General features: G+C 66.6%; 17 protein-coding genes and 1 pseudogene. 13 read left to right on the forward strand and 5 right to left on the reverse strand.

Going from position 1 to position 17,457, the window contains the following annotated elements; translation table 11 throughout:
* Nucleotides 1–61: 61 nt before the first annotated feature.
* The 5 genes and pseudogenes from ACFULV_RS26320 (at nucleotide 62) to polA (ending at nucleotide 7,161) form a co-directional block, all read left to right on the forward strand.
* A complete protein-coding gene (locus ACFULV_RS26320) occupies nucleotides 62–1,099 on the forward strand; it encodes a branched-chain amino acid ABC transporter permease (RefSeq protein WP_378637155.1) in 1,038 nt (345 codons plus the stop codon).
* Nucleotides 1,096–2,520 carry a branched-chain amino acid ABC transporter permease gene (locus ACFULV_RS26325; protein ID WP_378637152.1) on the forward strand — a complete coding sequence of 475 codons (1,425 nt, stop codon included), beginning with the start codon at nucleotides 1,096–1,098 and terminating at the stop codon, nucleotides 2,518–2,520. Before ACFULV_RS26320 ends, ACFULV_RS26325 begins: the two co-directional genes overlap by 4 nt.
* A gap of 41 nt (nucleotides 2,521–2,561) precedes the next feature.
* Nucleotides 2,562–3,467 (forward strand): annotated as a pseudogene (locus ACFULV_RS26330) (ABC transporter ATP-binding protein); the annotation flags it as partial.
* Between the two features lie 147 nt (nucleotides 3,468–3,614).
* Nucleotides 3,615–4,310 (forward strand): ABC transporter ATP-binding protein, encoded by a 696-nt coding sequence (locus tag ACFULV_RS26335; protein ID WP_378637358.1) that lies wholly within the window; start codon nucleotides 3,615–3,617, stop codon nucleotides 4,308–4,310.
* Nucleotides 4,311–4,431: 121 nt separating this feature from the next.
* Nucleotides 4,432–7,161, forward strand: a complete 2,730-nt coding sequence (gene polA, locus ACFULV_RS26340; RefSeq protein ID WP_378661124.1) for a DNA polymerase I — start codon at nucleotides 4,432–4,434, stop codon at nucleotides 7,159–7,161.
* Nucleotides 7,162–7,233: 72 nt separating this feature from the next.
* Here the strand turns inward: polA and ACFULV_RS26345 are convergent, their stop codons facing one another.
* Nucleotides 7,234–7,572 carry an LGFP repeat-containing protein gene (locus tag ACFULV_RS26345; RefSeq protein WP_101463459.1) on the reverse strand — a complete coding sequence of 113 codons (339 nt, stop codon included), beginning with the start codon at nucleotides 7,570–7,572 and terminating at the stop codon, nucleotides 7,234–7,236.
* Nucleotides 7,573–7,779: 207 nt separating this feature from the next.
* The gene (locus ACFULV_RS26350; RefSeq protein ID WP_378661127.1) at nucleotides 7,780–8,640 is read right to left on the reverse strand and encodes a haloalkane dehalogenase; all 861 of its coding nucleotides are present in this window, start codon (nucleotides 8,638–8,640) and stop codon (nucleotides 7,780–7,782) included.
* Between the two features lie 233 nt (nucleotides 8,641–8,873).
* On the opposite strand from ACFULV_RS26350, the gene ACFULV_RS26355 reads away from it, so the two are divergent.
* On the forward strand, nucleotides 8,874–9,650 hold the full coding sequence (locus tag ACFULV_RS26355) for an acyl-[acyl-carrier-protein] thioesterase (RefSeq protein ID WP_378661129.1): 777 nt from the start codon (nucleotides 8,874–8,876) through the stop codon (nucleotides 9,648–9,650).
* A 6-nt stretch (nucleotides 9,651–9,656) separates the two neighbouring features.
* Here ACFULV_RS26355 and ACFULV_RS26360 read toward each other — a convergent pair whose 3' ends face one another.
* On the reverse strand, nucleotides 9,657–9,968 hold the full coding sequence (locus tag ACFULV_RS26360) for a DUF6191 domain-containing protein (protein ID WP_378661132.1): 312 nt from the start codon (nucleotides 9,966–9,968) through the stop codon (nucleotides 9,657–9,659).
* Nucleotides 9,969–10,323: 355 nt separating this feature from the next.
* Here ACFULV_RS26360 and ACFULV_RS26365 point away from each other — a divergent pair, with 355 nt between their 5' ends.
* On the forward strand, nucleotides 10,324–10,743 hold the full coding sequence (locus ACFULV_RS26365; RefSeq protein WP_378661134.1) for a 2-keto-3-deoxygluconate kinase: 420 nt from the start codon (nucleotides 10,324–10,326) through the stop codon (nucleotides 10,741–10,743).
* 71 nt (nucleotides 10,744–10,814) lie between these two features.
* On the opposite strand, the gene trxA is transcribed toward ACFULV_RS26365, so the two are convergent.
* Nucleotides 10,815–11,192, reverse strand: a complete 378-nt coding sequence (trxA, locus tag ACFULV_RS26370; protein WP_056824580.1) for a thioredoxin — start codon at nucleotides 11,190–11,192, stop codon at nucleotides 10,815–10,817.
* Between the two features lie 197 nt (nucleotides 11,193–11,389).
* Between trxA and ACFULV_RS26375 the strand changes: the two genes are divergently transcribed.
* From ACFULV_RS26375 to ACFULV_RS26390, 4 genes are all read left to right on the forward strand, one after another.
* Nucleotides 11,390–12,469 carry an isocitrate/isopropylmalate dehydrogenase family protein gene (locus ACFULV_RS26375; RefSeq protein ID WP_378661137.1) on the forward strand — a complete coding sequence of 360 codons (1,080 nt, stop codon included), beginning with the start codon at nucleotides 11,390–11,392 and terminating at the stop codon, nucleotides 12,467–12,469.
* Nucleotides 12,470–12,595: 126 nt separating this feature from the next.
* Entirely contained in the window at nucleotides 12,596–13,501 is a 906-nt protein-coding gene (locus ACFULV_RS26380) for an ABC transporter substrate-binding protein (RefSeq protein ID WP_378661139.1), read from the forward strand.
* Nucleotide 13,502: 1 nt separating this feature from the next.
* Nucleotides 13,503–14,441, forward strand: coding sequence for an ABC transporter permease subunit (locus tag ACFULV_RS26385; RefSeq protein ID WP_378661142.1), 939 nt, complete (start codon nucleotides 13,503–13,505; stop codon nucleotides 14,439–14,441).
* 26 nt (nucleotides 14,442–14,467) lie between these two features.
* Nucleotides 14,468–15,220 carry an amino acid ABC transporter ATP-binding protein gene (locus tag ACFULV_RS26390; protein WP_378637356.1) on the forward strand — a complete coding sequence of 251 codons (753 nt, stop codon included), beginning with the start codon at nucleotides 14,468–14,470 and terminating at the stop codon, nucleotides 15,218–15,220.
* 47 nt (nucleotides 15,221–15,267) lie between these two features.
* On the opposite strand, the gene ACFULV_RS26395 is transcribed toward ACFULV_RS26390, so the two are convergent.
* The gene (locus ACFULV_RS26395; RefSeq protein ID WP_378661145.1) at nucleotides 15,268–15,894 is read right to left on the reverse strand and encodes a MerR family transcriptional regulator; all 627 of its coding nucleotides are present in this window, start codon (nucleotides 15,892–15,894) and stop codon (nucleotides 15,268–15,270) included.
* A gap of 117 nt (nucleotides 15,895–16,011) precedes the next feature.
* Between ACFULV_RS26395 and ACFULV_RS26400 the strand changes: the two genes are divergently transcribed.
* Entirely contained in the window at nucleotides 16,012–16,959 is a 948-nt protein-coding gene (locus tag ACFULV_RS26400; protein ID WP_378661148.1) for a hypothetical protein, read from the forward strand.
* A complete protein-coding gene (locus tag ACFULV_RS26405) occupies nucleotides 16,956–17,417 on the forward strand; it encodes an ABA4-like family protein (protein ID WP_378661151.1) in 462 nt (153 codons plus the stop codon). Before ACFULV_RS26400 ends, ACFULV_RS26405 begins: the two co-directional genes overlap by 4 nt.
* Nucleotides 17,418–17,457: the final 40 nt, after the last annotated feature.

The raw sequence follows: 17,457 nt of genomic DNA on the forward strand, positions 1-17,457 counted from the left end.
TGTGCTGGTGTGCGGGTGGCTTCTCAGCCACGCCCACCGCGCGCCTGACGCGAGAGTAATCATGACATCAGCGGCTTCGCTCGGTGTGACCCTGTTGGCCGAGGGGTCCATCGATTTCAACATTTCCGGGGTGATCGACCAGTTCTGGAAATTGACCGTGGACGGTCTCACCTACGGCTCGATCTACGCGCTGGTGGCGGTCGGCTACACGCTGGTCTACGGCGTGCTCCGACTGATCAACTTCGCTCACTCCGAGATCTTCATGCTCGGTATGTTCGGCACCTACGTGGGACTGGAACTGCTCGGCTTCGCGCCCAGCGGCAACGTGTATTCCCAGGGTGTCCTGCTGACAGTGCTGTACCTGGGCTTGGCGATGCTGTTCGGCATGCTCGTCTCGGGCATCGCGGCGGTGGGGCTCGAACGAGTCGCCTACCGGCCGCTGCGCAGGCGCGGCGCGAAACCGCTGGCGTTCCTGATCACCGCGATCGGTATGTCGTTCGTGATCCAGGAGTTCGTGCACTACATCCTGCCCAAGATCAAGCCGGGGCTCGGCGGCTCCAACGCCCAGACCGGTATCCGGCTCGTGGAGCCGAAGGTGCAGTTCAGCTTCCTCGGCGCGCAGGTCACCAATGTGGCGCTGGTGATCATCGCCGCGGCCGTCGTGCTCGCGATCACCACCGAAATCGTCATCAACAGAACCAAATTCGGCCGCGCCATCCGCGCGGTCGCCCAGGACCCCGACACCGCCACCCTGATGGGTGTCTCGCGTGAGCGGGTCATCGTGCTGACGTTCCTCATCGGCGGTCTGCTGGCAGGCGCGGCCGCGATGTTGTACACGCTCTACATTCCCACCGGCATCATCTTCTCCGGCGGTTTCATCCTCGGTATCAAGGCGTTCAGCGCCGCGGTGCTCGGTGGCATCGGCAACCTGCGCGGCGCGCTGCTGGGCGGGTTGATCCTCGGCATCGCCGAGCAGTACGGGCAGATCCTGTTCGGCACCGAATGGCGTGACGTGGTCGCGTTCGTGTTGCTGGTGACCGTGCTGATGTTCCGGCCGACCGGCATCCTCGGCGAGAGCCTGGGGAGGGCACGCGCATGACAGACCTGACCAAAACCCCGAAAGCACCTGTCGCGCAGCAGGATCGGCGTGGCATCGGCGACGCGATCCGGGTCTGGTGGGACGGGCTCTCGCGTCCGGCCCAGTGGGCCGTCGGCGTGCCGATCATCGCCTTGCTGGCGCTGATGCCGCTGTTCCCGCCCCCACTGCTCGACACTCCGGGCGTGAGCTTCGGCGGTGTGATGGCGCAGTTCGCCATGTACGCGCTGATCGCCATCGGCCTGAACGTGGTGGTCGGCCAGGCCGGTCTGCTCGACCTGGGTTATGTCGGCTTCTATGCCGTCGGCGCCTACACGGTCGGCCTGCTGACCAGCCCGAACAGTCCGTGGAACCAAACCGACGGCGGCTGGCTGCAACCCGGCTGGGCGTGGGTGGCCTGCCTGCCGATCGCGATCGCGCTGACCGCGCTCGCGGGCCTGATCCTCGGCGCGCCGACCCTGCGGTTGCGCGGTGACTACCTCGCCATCGTGACGCTGGGCTTCGGTGAGATCGTCCGGCTGATGGCAGACAACCTGGGCGACCTGACCAACGGCAGCCTCGGGCTGTCCAAGATCGCCTACCCCGCCGTCGGCGAGTCCGAGGCGCACCCCGGTGGCTTCTTCTCCCCGGGCAACCTCGGCGACACCAGCAGCTGGAATCCCTTCCAGCGGGCCAGCAACGGCACCTGGTGGTTCTGGCTCGGTATGGCCTTCGTGATCGTGGTGCTGCTGATCATCGGCAACCTCGAGCGCAGCCGGGTCGGGCGCTCCTGGGTCGCCATCCGCGAAGACGAGGACGCCGCCGAGATCATGGGCGTGCCGACCTTCAAGTTCAAGCTGTGGGCGTTCGTGATCGGTGCCTCGGTCGGCGGTCTGTCCGGCGCGATGTACGCCGGTCAGGTCACCTACGTCAATCCCAAACAGTTCGACATCATCTTGTCGATGTTGTTCCTGTGCGCGGTGGTGCTGGGTGGTTCGGGCAACAAGCTCGGCGTGATCGTCGGCGCGTTCCTCATCGCCTACCTGCCGATGCGGTTGCAGTCGGTACAGCTGGTGTCCAGCGAGTCGACCGGTTATCTGTTGCTCGGCCTCGATGTCGCGCTGCTGATCGGGCTGTGGTTGCTGTGGCGGTGGAAGAAGGACGCGCTGGCCGCGTGGGTCCGGCGGACGGTGATCGGCGTAGCGATCGTCGCGGTGATCCTCGGCTTGCTGCTGTTGGGCAGTGTGTTGCTGTTCCGTCCGGGCGGCGCCCAGAACCTCGGTGACCTGAAGTACCTCTACTTCGGCATCGCGCTCGTGGTGATGATGATTCTGCGGCCACAGGGTCTGTTCCCGGTGCGGCAGAAACTGCTCGCCTACGGCAGACAGGTTTACCAGGCGGTCGTGCGCAAGCCGGCGGCCGAATCGATCGGAGCAGGGCAATGACGGGGCCGGGCGCGGGAGACGCGCTGTACGACAACGAAGACATGAAGGCCGGCTACCAGCCGCCGCCCGAGGTCGAGCCGACAGGCGAGGTCGACGTCACCGCGGTGCTGCCCGAGCTCGCCGATGCCGAGACCGTCGCCGAGGTGGTCGCGCCGCATCGCGACATCGAGACCGCGGTGGGCGAGCCTCTGCTGCGGACCGACGGTCTGACCGTGAAGTTCGGCGGTCTGACCGCGCTCGACGGGGTCAGTTTCGAGATCCGCCGCGGCGAGATCCTCGGCCTGATCGGCCCCAACGGCGCGGGCAAGACCACCTGCTTCAACGCGATCACCGGCGTCTACAAGCCCGCGTCGGGCAGCGTGCACTTCGACGGTCAGCCGCTGGCCAAGACCAAGCGCAACGAGATCACCCGGATGGGTATCGCGCGCACGTTCCAGAACGTGCGGCTGTTCGGCGAGATGACGGCGCTGGAGAACGTGGTCGTCGGCACCGACGCGCGCCACACCACCTCGGTGCCCGGCGCGGTGTTCCGCACGCCGAAGTTCAGGCGCGAGGAGCGTGATGCCATCGAACGCGGCATGGCGCTGCTCGAGTTCGTCGGCATCGCGCCGCGCGCGGTGGAGAAGGCCCGCAATCTGTCCTACGGCGATCAGCGCAGGCTCGAGATCGCGCGGGCGCTGGCCACCGAGCCCAAGCTGCTGTGTCTCGACGAGCCGGCCGCTGGTTTCAATCCCAGCGAGAAGTCGGCGCTGATGGACCTGATCCGCAAGATCCGCGACGACGGCTACACCGTGCTGCTCATCGAGCACGACATGCGCCTGGTGATGGGCGTGACCGACCGGATCGTGGTCCTGGAGTTCGGACGCAAGATCGCCGACGGCCTGCCCACCGAGGTGCGTGAGGACCCGGCGGTGATCGCGGCCTACCTCGGCGTGCCCGACGCGGACACGATCGAGGAGGTGCGCGAGGGATCGGTCGCCGCCGCGGAGGAGGGGGCGACCCCGACGCCGGGGACCGACGCCGTGGTGGTGCGACCGCGGGACGAGCCGAAGGCCGTGGTCCAGACCGAGACGCCGCTGCTCGAGGTCCAGGACATGGTCGTGAACTACGGCCGGATCGAAGCGCTGCACGGCATTTCGCTCTCGGTCGCCCAGGGTGAACTGGTGACTCTGCTCGGCGCCAACGGCGCCGGAAAGACCACCACCATGCGGGCGATGTCGGGCCTGCTGCCGCTCACCTCGGGCCGAATCCTGTTCCAGGGCAAAGACATCACCACCATGAAAGCCCACGATCGGGTGGTCGAGGGTCTCATCCAGGCGCCGGAGGGTCGCGGTGTCTTCCCGGGCATGACGGTCGCGGAGAACCTCGACATGGGTTGCTACGGCAGGCCTTTCGAGAAGAAGACCGAGTACCAGCAGACCCTGGACTGGGTCTTCGAGCTGTTCCCCCGCCTGGCCGAACGTCGCAAGCAGGTCGGCGGCACGATGTCGGGCGGTGAACAGCAGATGCTCGCCATCGGTCGCGCCCTCATGGCCCGGCCGAAGTTGCTGCTGCTCGACGAGCCCTCGATGGGTCTGGCCCCCATGGTGATCCAGCAGATCTTCCGGATCATCAGCGAGATCAACCGCCAGGGCACCACGGTGCTGCTCGTGGAACAGAACGCCCAGCAGGCTCTGACCCGCAGTGATCGCGCCTACATCCTCGAAACCGGCGAGGTCACCAAGTCGGGCCCGGGTAGTGCGTTGCTCACCGACCCGGCGGTGATGTCGGCCTACCTCGGCGTCGACTGATCCCATCTCGGCACAGCCCGGCCCCCTGGTGCGCTCACTTCGAGCGCACCAGGGGGCCGTTCCGCTTTCCGGGTGCGAGCCGCCACGGTTCCTGTCGGTGGGGGTGCCTAGACTCTGTCGGGTGAGTTCACCGACGACTGCGCAGGCATCGACTACGACCACTGCCCCCGACGAGCGGCCTACGCTGCTGCTGCTGGACGGGCATTCGATCGCCTATCGCGCGTTCTTCGCGCTACCGGCGGAGAACTTCAAGACCGTCACGGGTCAGACCACCAACGCGGTGTACGGATTCACCTCGATGCTGATCAATCTGCTGCGCGACGAGAAGCCCAGCCATGTGGCCGCGGCGTTCGACGTGTCGCGCAAGACGTTCCGCACCGAGGCCTACCCGGAGTACAAGGCCAACCGCAGCGCCACCCCCGACGAGTTCCGAGGGCAGGTCGAACTCACCAAGGACGTGCTCGGCGCGATGGGCATCCCGGTGATGGCCATCGACGGCTACGAGGCCGACGATGTGATCGCCACCCTCACCACCCAGGCGATGGCACAGGGCTACCGCGTCCTCATCGTCACCGGTGACCGCGACGCGATCCAGCTGGTCAACGACGACGTCACCGTGCTCTACCCGAAGAAGGGCGTCTCGGATCTCACCCGCTTCACCCCGGCCGAGGTGGAGACCAAATACGGCCTCACGCCCGCGCAGTATCCCGACTACGCGGCTCTGCGCGGCGACCCGAGCGACAATCTGCCCGGCATTCCCGGCGTGGGGGAGAAGACCGCCGCCAAGTGGATCCGCGAATACGGCGACCTCGCCACCCTGGTCGACCGCGTCGATCAGGTGAAGGGCAAGGTCGGCGACTCCCTGCGGGCGAACCTGTCGAGTGTGGTGCTCAACCGCCAGCTCACCGAGATGGTGCGCGAGGTGCCGCTGCCCTACACCCCCGATCAGCTGATCAAGGCGCCGTGGGATCGCGACAAGATCCACCAGCTCTTCGACGACCTCGAGTTCCGGGTGCTGCGCGACCGGCTGTTCGACACCCTCGGTTCCCCCGAGCCGGAAGCCGAGTCGGGCTTCGAGATCAGCGGTGGTGCCCTCGATCAGGGCGCGGTCGCCGACTGGCTGGCCGAGCATGCCAAAGCCGGTGTGCGCCATGGCCTCTCGATCGTCGGGACCGGAACGCCGGTACACGGTGACGCGCGGGCCCTGGCGATCGCCGCCGCCGACGGTGAGGGCGGATATATCGACCTGACCGTCCTCACCCCCGAAGACGAGACGGCGCTGGCCACCTGGCTGGCCGATCCCGAGGTGCCCAAGGCGCTGCACGAGGCCAAGTCCGCCGGGCACGCACTACGCGGGCGCGGCTTCACCCTGGGCGGTCTCGCCACCGATACCGCCCTGTCGGCCTACCTGGTCCGCCCCGGCCAGCGCAGCTTCAACCTCGACGATCTGTCACTGCGCTACCTCAAGCGCGAACTGCGCGTCGAGACCGGCGACACGGGCCAGCTGTCCCTGCTCGACGACGAGGACACCCTCGCCGCCGATATCGCCCGCGAGGAGATGTTGCGTGCCCGCGCGGTCGCGGACCTGGCCGTCGCCCTGGATATCGAACTCGAAGCCATCGAATCGACCCCACTGCTCACGGAGATGGAGCTGCCGCTGCTCGGCGTGCTCGGTCAGCTGGAGGAAGCGGGCATCGCGGTCGATGTCGCCCAGCTCGAGAACCTCCAGCAGCAGTTCGCCGACCGCGTCACCGAGGCCGCGAACTCCGCGTACGAGGTGATCGGCAAGCAGATCAACCTCGGCTCGCCCAAGCAGTTGCAGGTGGTGCTGTTCGACGAGCTCGACATGCCGAAGACCAAGCGCACCAAGACCGGCTACACCACCGACGCCGACGCGCTGGAATCGCTGTTCGAGAAGACCGGTCACGCGTTCCTGGAACACCTGCTGGCCCACCGCGACGCGACCCGGCTCAAGGTGACCGTCGACGGTCTGCTCAAGTCGGTCTCCGACGACGGCCGTGTGCACACCACGTTCAACCAGACCATCGCCGCCACCGGCCGCCTCTCCTCGACCGAGCCGAATCTGCAGAACATCCCGATCCGCACCGACACCGGCCGCCAGATCCGCGACACCTTCGTGGTCGGCCCCGGCTTCGCCGAACTCATGACCGCCGACTACAGCCAGATCGAGATGCGCATCATGGCGCACCTGTCCGGGGACGAGGGCCTGATCGAGGCCTTCAATTCCGGTGAGGACCTGCACACCTTCGTCGCGTCGAAGGCCTTCGACATCCCGATCGCGGAGGTGAGCTCCGAGCTGCGCCGCCGGATCAAGGCCATGTCCTACGGTCTCGCCTACGGTCTGAGTTCCTACGGCTTGAGCGCCCAGCTCAAGATCAGTACCACCGAGGCCAAAGAACAGATGGACGTGTACTTCGACCGTTTCGGCGGCATCCGCGACTACCTGTCCGATGTCGTCGACCAGGCCCGCAAGGTCGGCTACACCCAAACCCTGTTCGGCCGCAGGCGTTACCTGCCCGACCTGGATTCCAGTAACCGCCAGCGCCGTGAATCCGCCGAGCGGATGGCACTGAACGCGCCGATCCAGGGCACCGCCGCCGACATCATCAAGGTCGCGATGATCAACGTGCAGAACGCGATCCGCGACGCGGGCCTGCGCTCGCGGATGCTGCTGCAGATCCACGACGAACTGGTCTTCGAGGTCGCCGACGGCGAACGCGACGCCCTCGAAGCCCTCGCGCGCGAACAGATGTCGGCCGCGATCGACCTCTCGGTCCCGCTCACCGTCTCCGTCGGCACCGGCCGGAGCTGGGATTCGGCCGCGCACTGAGCTGGTCCGCACAGCACGAGGGGCGCCTACCCGGCCGGGTAGGCGCCCCTCGTGGCGTAGCGGGAACGCGAGTTACGCGTTGACCGTCACAGCGTCATCGGCGATCGAGTAGCTGATCGAGCCGTTCTCGAAGTGGCTGATCTTGCCGCCCTCGATGTCCTGCTCGTCGGAGGTCGGGTAGCCGAACCGGCCGCCCGCGCCGCCTTCGGCTTCCCATGCCTGACGGATGGCGCCGTACACGGTCTTGGCCCCGGTCGGGAGCTTGAAGTAGATGACGCCGCCGGTGAATTCCTGGAACTTGCCACCGTTGGGGGCGTCCTGCTCTGCCGAGGTCGGCTCACCCAGCGGGCTGGACGCGCCACCGGCTTCGTTGTAGTGATCGCCGATAGCCCCAGTGACTTCGAATGCCATGTCGAACAATTCCTTTCACGCAGTAACAATTGGCCTAGCGGCCGCGACGCTACCGTGCGATCGGCCGTTCTCGGCGGCGACTCGCGGGAGATTCACAATCTGGTCACATTTTATTAGCCAGCGATTCGCTCATGGTCGATGACCGAAACCGGCGCGGCATCGGCTAGCGGCGGTGTGCCCTGCTGTCTCACCGCGATCACGGCGGTGTCAGTGAAAACGCTGGACGATAGCTTCGGCGATCTTGCCGGGCTCGTGTTCGGGGATGAAGTGCCTGGCGTCGGGCAGTTCGAGGACCCGGTGGTCGGTGAACGTGTCGCGCATCCGTGGCAGGAACGAGGCGGGGCGGAACGCCATGTCCTTCATGCCCCAGACCAGCAGCGTCGGTGTGGCGCCGAGTCGAGCGGGCACATCGGTGGACAGCTGCTCGAGGAAGGGACGAGCGGCCAGGATCTGCCCGGGCATGGCGGCGATTCCGCGTCTGGCTTCGGGAGAGGGCTGCACCTCGCGGTAGTGATCGGCCTGGGCCTCGCTGATCGTGTTCCGGAGCTCGCCGAGCAGGAAACGCTCCACGAGAAGGTTGTCGCGCAGGATCCGCCGCTGCATCGGCGAGCTGCTCATGACCCGGCTGAACACTTTCTGCGGCCAGGTGTCCGTCGGCCACAACAGGGTGTTGCCGAGCACGAGTCCGCGCACCCGATCGGCTCGATCGGCCCCGACCGCGGCGCCGATCGGCCCGCCCCAGTCCTGGCCCATGATCACGAACCGGTCGAGCCCGAGGTGGTCGACGAGCTCGCCGACCACCGCGGCGTGCTCGGCGATCGTGTAGCCGTATCCCGGTGGCCGTTCGGACAGTCCGAAGCCCAGGTAGTCGACTGCCAGGCACCGGAACCGGTCGCCGAGCTCGCCGATGATCTTGCGGTAGAGAAAACTCCAGGTGGGGCTGCCGTGGCAGAACAGGATGGGGATCCCGGAGCCCTCGTCGATGTAGTGCACCCGGCCCGCCGACGATTCGAACCAGCGGGATTCGAAGGGGTACAGCGCCTTGTCCGGCGTGAAATCGATCAGCATCGCATCCATCCTGTCCTCGGGCTCCGAACCGAACCTACGGTCGAAAACCACAGTGATTCAATGCCTTCGGTGGATCTGCGATGAGGTGGTGGTCACCGTGACGTCGGCCACCGGGTCGGTGTCCGTAGTCGACAACCGTCGCGTCGCCGAGGGGGAGTCTGCTTGCAACTCGATGTGAACACTGTCGCGGTGGGATCCGGCTCGCGACGACCACCTGTGGCAGCATCGGCCCTATGACCGAGCCCGTCATCGCGACCCCGCTGCCCGACTGCCCCGATATCGAGCAGGCCTTCGCGATGTCGTGGCCGGTGCGACTCGGCGATACCGATGGGGACGACCGGCTGCGGCTCGACGCGGTGGCGCGCTACCTGCAGGACATCGGGTTCGATCATCTCGACGCGGTGGAAGACGGCGACACCCATCAGGCGTGGATCGTGCGGCGCACGGTGATCGACGTGTACGAGCCGATCATGTTCGGCGACCGCGTCCAGCTACGTCGCTGGGCCGACGCGCTCTCGAATCGATGGTGCGACATGCGCATTCGGTTGCGCGGGGAGAAGGGCGGGCACATCGAGGCCGCGGCGTTCCTGATCCACATCGACCCCGTCGCCGGCCGTCCCGCGCGGATGAGCGACGCGTTCATGGCGCCGATGCTGGCCAGCACCACCGAACATCGCCTGCGCTGGAAAGCCGCGCTCACCGAACTCGACGTCGCGGAGGTGGAGGAGGTGCCGTTCCCGCTGCGCGTCACCGACGTCGACCGGCTCGGCCATGTCAACAACGCGGTGTACTGGGAGGCCATGGAGGAAGCGCTCGCCGCGCACCCGGACCGTCACCGGTTGCCGTACCGGGCGATCGTCGAACACGTCGGCCCGGTGATGATGGGCGACAAAGTGGTGTTGCGGACGAGTTCGCAACCCGACCGCCTGCGCGTCCAGGTCGACGTCGACGGTTCGGCCCGCGCCCTCGCGTCGGTGGAACCCCTGACCAGCGGTGCGTCGCGGCGCTGAACGGATTCAGCGCTCGCGGGCGACGAGCCGCGCCGACCCGCCCGCCAGATCCACCTGATCCCGCGGCGGGGCACCCTCCGACAGGTCCTCCCGGTGCATCAGCGTGCTCTGCCGCTGTTCGAACTCGTGGTGCTTGGAGCCCTGGAACATCGCGGTGAGATGTTCGAAACCGGTCGCCGAGGCGACGGTGCCGCCACGCTTGCGCGTCCACGGGAGGAAACGTGTCCCGGTGACCCGGTTGATCGCCACCTCGACGAACGCCAACAGGATCAGCAGACACGCGAGCCCGGGAATCGTCATCGCCATGAGCAGCCCCATACCCGATACGGTACCCATCGCCGTCGCCGGGGTCGATGTTACCGATCCTGAGCTGCGGTGATGGTACTCACGGGTAGACACTCCGGGCAGTGAACCAGGTTGCGGTTTCGCGACGATCGCCCTATTCTCGACTGCGTGCCGAATCCCGCCCGCTGTGCCGCGCTGCTAGTCGCTGACCGCGACCTCGCGGTCGCTGCTGCGCAGACCGCGCAGGAAGCCTCACGGCGAATTCTTCTCGTAGTAACCCGCCGTAGCGGGGTCTGATTCGGACCAGCCCCTACGCTGCGGGCTGCTTTTCATCGTTCTGCTGGTCCCACCTGCCAACGAAGACATCTTCGGGAAGACCTCACCTGCAATGACGCTGACACTGGACCATGCCCTGTTCGCCGCTGCCCCCAAGGGCCTGCGCGCCGAGCTCACCGACCTCGACCCCGCCGCCTTCCTCGACCGGTACACCCGCGCCGACGGATCCATCGCCTTGCGCGAATGGTCTTGTTCCGGAACGGATTTCACCGCCACCCTGGAATTCGCCGACCACCTGCGTACCGTCATCGCCACCGGCAGCCCCGTTGCCGCGATGACCTCCGCGCTCTACGACGAGGGCTACCCCCTCGAGATCCTGCACTTCCATCAGCGCCCGACCGCCGACGGCACCGCCACCTTCATGCAGTGCGAGTTCAACGGCAGGCGCGGCTGGGCGGTGGCCACCGCCGCCGACAGCGCGGAATCGACCGTGCGCGCCATGATCGCCGGCGTCAACCTGCTCGCGGGCTGACACCACCCGGACACGCACAAGGGCCCGTTCACTCGAAAGGTGAACGGGCCCTTCGTGTTCTCGGCGCCGGGCTATTCGGCGGGAGAGGATTCCTGCTGCTCGGCGATCTGCTTGCGCACCTCGTCCATGTCCAGATCCTTGATCTGGGTCACCAGGTCCTCGAGCGCGGCGGGCGGCAGCGCGCCCGGCTGCGCGAAGACGAGTACGCCCTCGCGGAAGGCCATGATGGTCGGAATCGACTGGATGTTGGCGGCCGCGGCGAGTCCCTGCTCGGCCTCGGTGTCGACCTTGCCGTAGACGACGTCGGTGTGCTTTTCCGACGAGGTCTCGTAGGTCGGTGCGAAACTGCGGCACGGACCGCACCAGGAAGCCCAGAAATCGACGAGGACCACGTCGTTTCCGGTGATGACTTCGTCGAAGTTCTGCTGGGTCAGCGTCTGGGTGGCCATGACGTCCTCTCCTTGTCGGTGTCCTCGGCTGTAACGCCGCGGCGTCCCACTATCTTCCCCTGATCGCGCGACGCCCCGGCCGCTGCGGCCCGTGTGGGCGGGGAATCCCCACTACAGCGGCCAGAAATTCGGTACCGGCCGCGTGTCAGGACATCCCGCGTAGCCGCCGCGGCAGGGCTGCGCGCGAAGATAGCGGAGTGACAGCGACGAAGGCGAACGTGCGACTCGGAGTGATCGACGGCGACGGAATCGGCCCCGAGGTGGTGGCCGCGACCCGGGCGGTCGTCGACGAAGCGATCGGCGCGGCCGGGTTTGCCCCGGTGGAGTGGGTGCCGCTGGTGATCGGACACGATGCGATCGCCGCCTTCGGCAACCCGCTGCCGGAGCAGACGCTGACCGCCCTCGAGGAGCTCGACGCCTGGATCCTCGGCCCACACGACAATGCCTCCTACCCGTCGGACATGCGCGTGGCGCCGGGCGGCGTCATCCGCAAACGCCTCGGGCTCTACGCGAACATCCGCCCTGCTGCCGCCTTCGCCGGCGTGCGCGCGATGGCGCCCGACATCGATCTGGTGATCGTCCGGGAGAACAGCGAGGGCTTCTACGCCGACCGCAATATGTTCGCCGGGTCGGGGGAGTTCCGTCCCACCGAGGACGTGGCGATGGCGGTCGCGGTGATCACCCGCAAGGCGTGCGAGCGGATCGCGCATCAGGCGCTGCGGCTCGCGCAGGGCAGGCGCAAGCGGGTCACCGTGGTGCACAAGGCCAATGTGCTGCCGATGACGACCGGCCTGTTCCGTGACGTCTGTTACGCAGTGGCCGAGCAGTATCCGGACGTGACGGTCGACGACGAACACGTCGACGCGATGGCGGCGCACCTGGTGCGCTCACCCGCCGAGTACGACGTGATCGTCACCGAGAACCTGTTCGGCGATATCCTCTCGGACCTGGCCGGTGAGCTCAGCGGTTCCCTCGGCATGGCCGCCTCGCTCAACTGCTCCGACACGCGCGCGATGGCACAGGCCGTGCACGGCGCGGCGCCCGGTCTGGCCGGGCACAATCGGGCCAATCCCGCCGCGCTGCAATTGTCGGCGGCAATGCTGTTGCGCTGGTTGGCAGTTCGTGACGACAATAGTTCGCTCCATGATGCCGCCGACCGTATTACCCGCGCGGTGGCGGCGACGCTGGCGGCCGGAATCGCGACCGCGGATCTCGGCGGTCTGGCTTCCACCAGCGAATTCACCGAGCAGGTACGGGCCCGCGTGCACCGGAGGTGAAGGGACCCCTTTCACATTGGCTGATTAATCTTCGGTTACTGTCGCACCACGCTGTGTCCGGTTCGCATACATTGCCAAACAGGCGCTGACACGTGGCCGGCGTCGACGTGAAATGTGGAGGCTCCTTTGTCTGTTCGAACTGTCCTCGGCCGTGGCGCCGTGCGGCTGCTGTGTACCGTCGCCGGCGGTGCCTTGTTGTTGACCGGCTGCGCCGAGAACACCGAGGGCGACGGCGCCTCGGTGAACAAGGTGTCGGCGGAGAAGGTCGACGCGCTCGCCGCGGCGGTCCCCGACAAAGTGAAGCAGGCAGGCAAGTTGGTCGTCGGTGTGAACGTGCCGTACCAGCCGAACGAGTACAAGGACGCGAGCGGCAAGATCGTCGGCTTCGATGTGGACCTCCTCGACGCCGTCGCGAGCACCCTCGGACTGAAGGTCGACTATGTCGAATCCTCGTTCGAGAAGATCATTCCCGCCATTCAGGCCGGGACCTACGACGTGGGTATGTCCTCGATCACCGATTCGCGCGAACGCGAACAGCAGGTCGATTTCACGACCTATTTCTCCGCGGGTATCCAGTGGGCCCAGCAAACCGGTAAAGCGATCGATCCGAACAATGCGTGCGGCAAGAAGGTCGCCGTACAGTCCACTACGGTCGAGCACACCGACGAGATTCCCGCCAAGAGCGCCAAGTGCGTCGCCGAAGGTAAGCCTGCCATCGAAATGAAGGCATTCGACGAGCAGAGCGCCGCGACCAACGCGTTGGTGCTCGGCCAGGTCGACGCGATGTCGGCCGATTCCCCGGTGACCGCGTACGCGATCAAGCAGAGCGAAGGCAAGATCGAGGCCGCGGGCCCGCTGTTCGATTCCGCGCCCTACGGCTGGGCCGTGCAGAAGAGCTCCCCGCTGGCGGCGGCTCTGCAGAAGGCGCTGCAGCACCTGATCGACAACGGCAAGTACGGCGAGATCACCACCAACTGGGGTGTGCAGGACGGTCAGATCAAGACCTCGGTGATCAACGGTGCAGTGAGCTGACGTGACCGACGCGAAAGACACGGTGGAGGTGCCCGGACCGGGCACCGAACCCGAACCGATCAAGGCGGTCCCGCTGCGCAGACCGGGCCGCTGGATCGCGGCGGCAATCATCCTGATCCTGGTGGGATTGTTCGTCTACGGCGCCGCCACGAATCCCGCCTACCGGTGGGACACCTACGGCAAGTACCTGTTCGACAGCCGGATCACCGCCGGCGCGATCGTCACCCTGGAGCTCACCGTGCTCGCGATGGCGATCGCGGTGGGCCTCGGCACGGTCCTGGCGGTGATGCGCCTGTCGCCGAACCCGGTGCTGCGCACCGCCGCGTGGATCTACCTGTGGATCTTCCGTGGCACCCCGGTGTTCGTGCAGTTGGTGTTCTGGGGCCTGGTCCCCTCGCTGTACAAGCAGATCGATCTCGGTGTGCCGTTCGGTCCGCAGTTCTTCCACCTCGATGTGCAGCACCTGCAGGCGGCGTTCCTGTTCGCGGTGATCGGCCTCGGCCTCAACGAGGCCGCGTACATGGCCGAGATCGTGCGCGCGGGTATCAACTCCGTCGGCGAGGGTCAGCGCGAGGCATCGGTGGCGCTGGGCATGTCGTGGACGCAGACGATGCGTCGCACGGTGCTGCCGCAGGCCATGCGGGTGATCATCCCGCCCACCGGCAACGAGCTGATCGGCATGCTCAAGACGACCTCGCTGGTCACCGCGATTCCGTTGAGTACCGACCTGTTCGGCCGCGCCCGTGACATCTACGGCGTGAACTTCCAGCCCATCCCGCTGCTGCTCGTCTGTGCCACCTGGTACCTGGCGATCACCAGCGTGCTCATGGTCGGCCAGTACTACTTGGAACGCTATTACTCGCGTGGTGCCACCCGGCAGCTGACGGCCAAGCAGCTTCAGGAACTGGCCACGGCGCAGGCGGCGGTGAAGGCGAAATGACCGAACCAGTTGTGGCAGTCCCGCCGATGGTGCTGGCTGACCGGGTGTGTAAGAGCTTCGGCGCGCTGCAAGTGCTCAAGGGCATCTCGCTCGAGGTCGAGCGTGGGAAGGTGCTGACCCTGGTCGGGCCGTCGGGCTCGGGCAAGTCGACCTTCCTGCGCTGTATCAATCACCTCGAGCAGGTGAACGCGGGCAGGCTCTACGTCGACGGCGATCTCGTCGGCTACCGGGAGAAGAACGGCAAGCTCTACGAGATGCACGAGCGCGATGCCGCGATCCAGCGTCGCGATATCGGCATGGTGTTCCAGCATTTCAACCTGTTCCCGCACCGCACGGCGCTGGAGAACGTGATCGAGGCGCCCATCCAGGTGCGCGGTATCCGCAAGTCCGAGGCCGTCGCCAGGGCCGAGGAGCTGCTCGAGCGGGTCGGGCTCTCGGCCAAGCGCAACGCCTACCCGGCGCAGTTGTCCGGTGGTCAGCAGCAGCGCGTCGCCATCGCGCGAGCGCTGGCGATGGATCCCAAGCTGATGCTGTTCGACGAGCCGACCTCGGCGCTGGACCCCGAGCTGGTCGGTGAGGTGCTCGCGGTGATGCGGGAGCTGGCCGATTCGGGCATGACCATGCTGGTGGTGACCCACGAGATGGGCTTCGCCCGCGAGGTCGCCGACGAACTGGTGTTCATGGATGCCGGTGTGGTCGTGGAGTCGGGCCCGCCGCGTGAGCTGCTGGCCAATCCGCAGCACGAGCGGACCCAGGCTTTCCTCTCCCGTTTGCTCTGAGATACGACGCAGCGGCCCCGCGGATTCCCGCGGGGTCGCTGCGTTTTTCAGGGGGTTTTTGGGTTCTTCAGGCGTTCCAGGGAGACCTGCGCCTGGGCGATGCGGCGGATGGCGGCCAGTGCGGTGTCGCCGAGGACGGTCAGTACGACGACCGCGTCGATGATGTCGTCGCGCCCGCCCGCGGACAGGGCGGCCGCCACGTCGTTCTCCGCTACCGCGCGCGTGCTGTCGAAGTAGGTGGGCAGGGTGGTGGTGGCCCAGTCCCGGTAGCCGAGTTGCGCGAGTCGGACGATCACTCCGGTGAGCGTGTCGATGGCCTGCGGGCTCGGTTTCATGTCCCAGCCGCGTCGGTCCATCTCCGCGCGCACGGCCTCGTAGGCGCGATCCCATTCGGCGTCATGGGCGGCGGGGACGGGGGTGGACAGGCTGTCCTGTGCCACGCCCAGCACATGGAACAGCGGCATGTCGGGAGAGTCGATCGCGGCGAGCACATCGGAGACGGTGGCGACCGGTATCCCGCCCACCTCGATCAACGCGCGGATCAGGCGGAGTCGGCGCAGGTGGTCTTCGCCGTAGCTGGCCTGGTTGGGGCTGGTGCGTTCACCCGGCGGCAGCAGTCCCTCGCGCAGGTAGTACTTGATGGTCGCCACCGCGATGCCACTGCGATCACTCAACTCCGAGATTCGCACTCTTACCTCCGTGTTGTTCCTACCCCTTGCCTACGTCACCCATAGCGGATAGTCTAGCTATCCATAACGGATAGTATAGCTATCTATCTCTGGGAGATTCGAATGTCAGTCCTGACCGTCCCCTCGCTGCCCCGCCCCCACGCCCCCCTGCACCGCCCGCTGATGTATTTCGCCGCCGTCAACGCCGCGCTCGTCGTGGTCGGCCTGATCGGGATGCTGGTCGACGACCGGGTGATCGCCGGGTCGACCGCCTGGTTCAAGCCGACCAAGTTCGCGATCTCGTTCGTGTTCTACAGCGTCGCGCTGGCCTGGTTGATGTCGTTGCGGCCCAGCCCTTCTCGGCTCGCCTCGCGGATGGCCACGGTGATCGTGGTCGCCGGGGTGATCGAACAGGCGATCATCTTCGGGCAGGTGATCCGTGGGACTCGCAGCCACTACAACACGACCACCACGTTCGACGCGATGCTCTGGGTAACGATGGGGTCGACCATCGTGGTGCTGTTCCTGGCGACGATGGTGGTCGCTGTCGCAGTGGCCCGCACCCGCATCGGAGACATCGCGATCACCTGGTCGATCCGCCTCGGCCTGCTGATCACGCTGGTGGGATTGGGCCTGGGCCAGTTGATGCCGATGCAGGAATCGGGCATCGACGGTATCGCGGGCGCTCATACCGTCGGCGCACCGGACGGGACTCCCGGCATGCCGCTCACCGGGTGGAGTACCACCGATGGTGACCTGCGCATTCCGCACTTCTTCGGCATGCACGCCCTCCAGGCGCTGCCGCTGTTCGCGGCACTGCTGGTCGTGCTGGCTCCACGGATCCCGTTGTTGCGGTCGGTGCGCGTTCGGCTTGGCCTGATCATCACCGGGTCGGCGGGTTACGCGGCGATCCTCGCCCTGGTCACCTGGCAGGCGCTGCGCGGCCAGCCGCTGATCCACCCCGATCAGGCCACGCTCACCGCCGCGGCCGCGATCGTCACCGGAATTGTTGTCGGAGTAATGATCTCGGTCGCGAGCGCGGCCGGTACCCGAAAGGTGGTCACCGCATGAGCACGCTGTTCGACCTGTCGTTCTTCGTCACCGTGCCCTTCTGGGCTCTGATGATCTTCGCACCGACCTGGCGCTGGACTCGCACGGTCATCTCGTCGCCGTGGATTGTGCTGGTGCCATTGGCGGTATGGGCGATCGTCGCGGTTCCGGTGCTCGGCGCGATGTGGTCGCTGGTGACTTCACCGTCACTGGATGCGATCACCGAAGCCACCGCCGATCCCGCTGTGCTGACCGCACTGTGGGCGCAGATCATCGCCTGGGACCTGTTCCTCGGCCGCTGGATCTATCTCGACAGTCGCGAGCGCGACGTGCACCCGCTCCTGATGGGCCCACTGCTGGTCGGCACGATTCTGTTGTCGCCCATCGCCTTCCCGATCTATCTGCTCGTCCGTGAATTCGCGCGGCGCTCGCCGATCGAGCGTTCTGCCGCGACACAGGCGGATCCGGTCGGCGCGTAGCCGCCGTGAGCCGGGCTCGTAAGTCCGGCTCACGGCACTT

This window comes from Nocardia sp. NPDC057272 (assembly GCF_042668615.1).
Classification (GTDB): Bacteria; Actinomycetota; Actinomycetes; order Mycobacteriales; family Mycobacteriaceae; genus Nocardia.

What these genes read in the sequence shown, in the direction of transcription:
- ACFULV_RS26320 (WP_378637155.1), top strand. Translation starts at nt 62, where the DNA reads ATGACATCAGCGGCTTCGCTCGGTGTGACCCTGTTGGCCGAGGGGTCC.
- ACFULV_RS26325 (WP_378637152.1), top strand. Translation starts at nt 1,096, where the DNA reads ATGACAGACCTGACCAAAACCCCGAAAGCACCTGTCGCGCAGCAGGAT.
- ACFULV_RS26335 (WP_378637358.1), top strand. Translation starts at nt 3,615, where the DNA reads ATGGTCGTGAACTACGGCCGGATCGAAGCGCTGCACGGCATTTCGCTC.
- ACFULV_RS26345 (WP_101463459.1), bottom strand. Translation starts at nt 7,572, where the DNA reads ATGGCATTCGAAGTCACTGGGGCTATCGGCGATCACTACAACGAAGCC.
- ACFULV_RS26350 (WP_378661127.1), bottom strand. Translation starts at nt 8,640, where the DNA reads ATGCTGATCGATTTCACGCCGGACAAGGCGCTGTACCCCTTCGAATCC.
- ACFULV_RS26355 (WP_378661129.1), top strand. Translation starts at nt 8,874, where the DNA reads ATGACCGAGCCCGTCATCGCGACCCCGCTGCCCGACTGCCCCGATATC.
- ACFULV_RS26360 (WP_378661132.1), bottom strand. Translation starts at nt 9,968, where the DNA reads ATGGGGCTGCTCATGGCGATGACGATTCCCGGGCTCGCGTGTCTGCTG.
- ACFULV_RS26365 (WP_378661134.1), top strand. Translation starts at nt 10,324, where the DNA reads ATGACGCTGACACTGGACCATGCCCTGTTCGCCGCTGCCCCCAAGGGC.
- trxA (WP_056824580.1), bottom strand. Translation starts at nt 11,192, where the DNA reads ATGGCCACCCAGACGCTGACCCAGCAGAACTTCGACGAAGTCATCACC.
- ACFULV_RS26390 (WP_378637356.1), top strand. Translation starts at nt 14,468, where the DNA reads ATGGTGCTGGCTGACCGGGTGTGTAAGAGCTTCGGCGCGCTGCAAGTG.
- ACFULV_RS26400 (WP_378661148.1), top strand. Translation starts at nt 16,012, where the DNA reads ATGTCAGTCCTGACCGTCCCCTCGCTGCCCCGCCCCCACGCCCCCCTG.
- ACFULV_RS26405 (WP_378661151.1), top strand. Translation starts at nt 16,956, where the DNA reads ATGAGCACGCTGTTCGACCTGTCGTTCTTCGTCACCGTGCCCTTCTGG.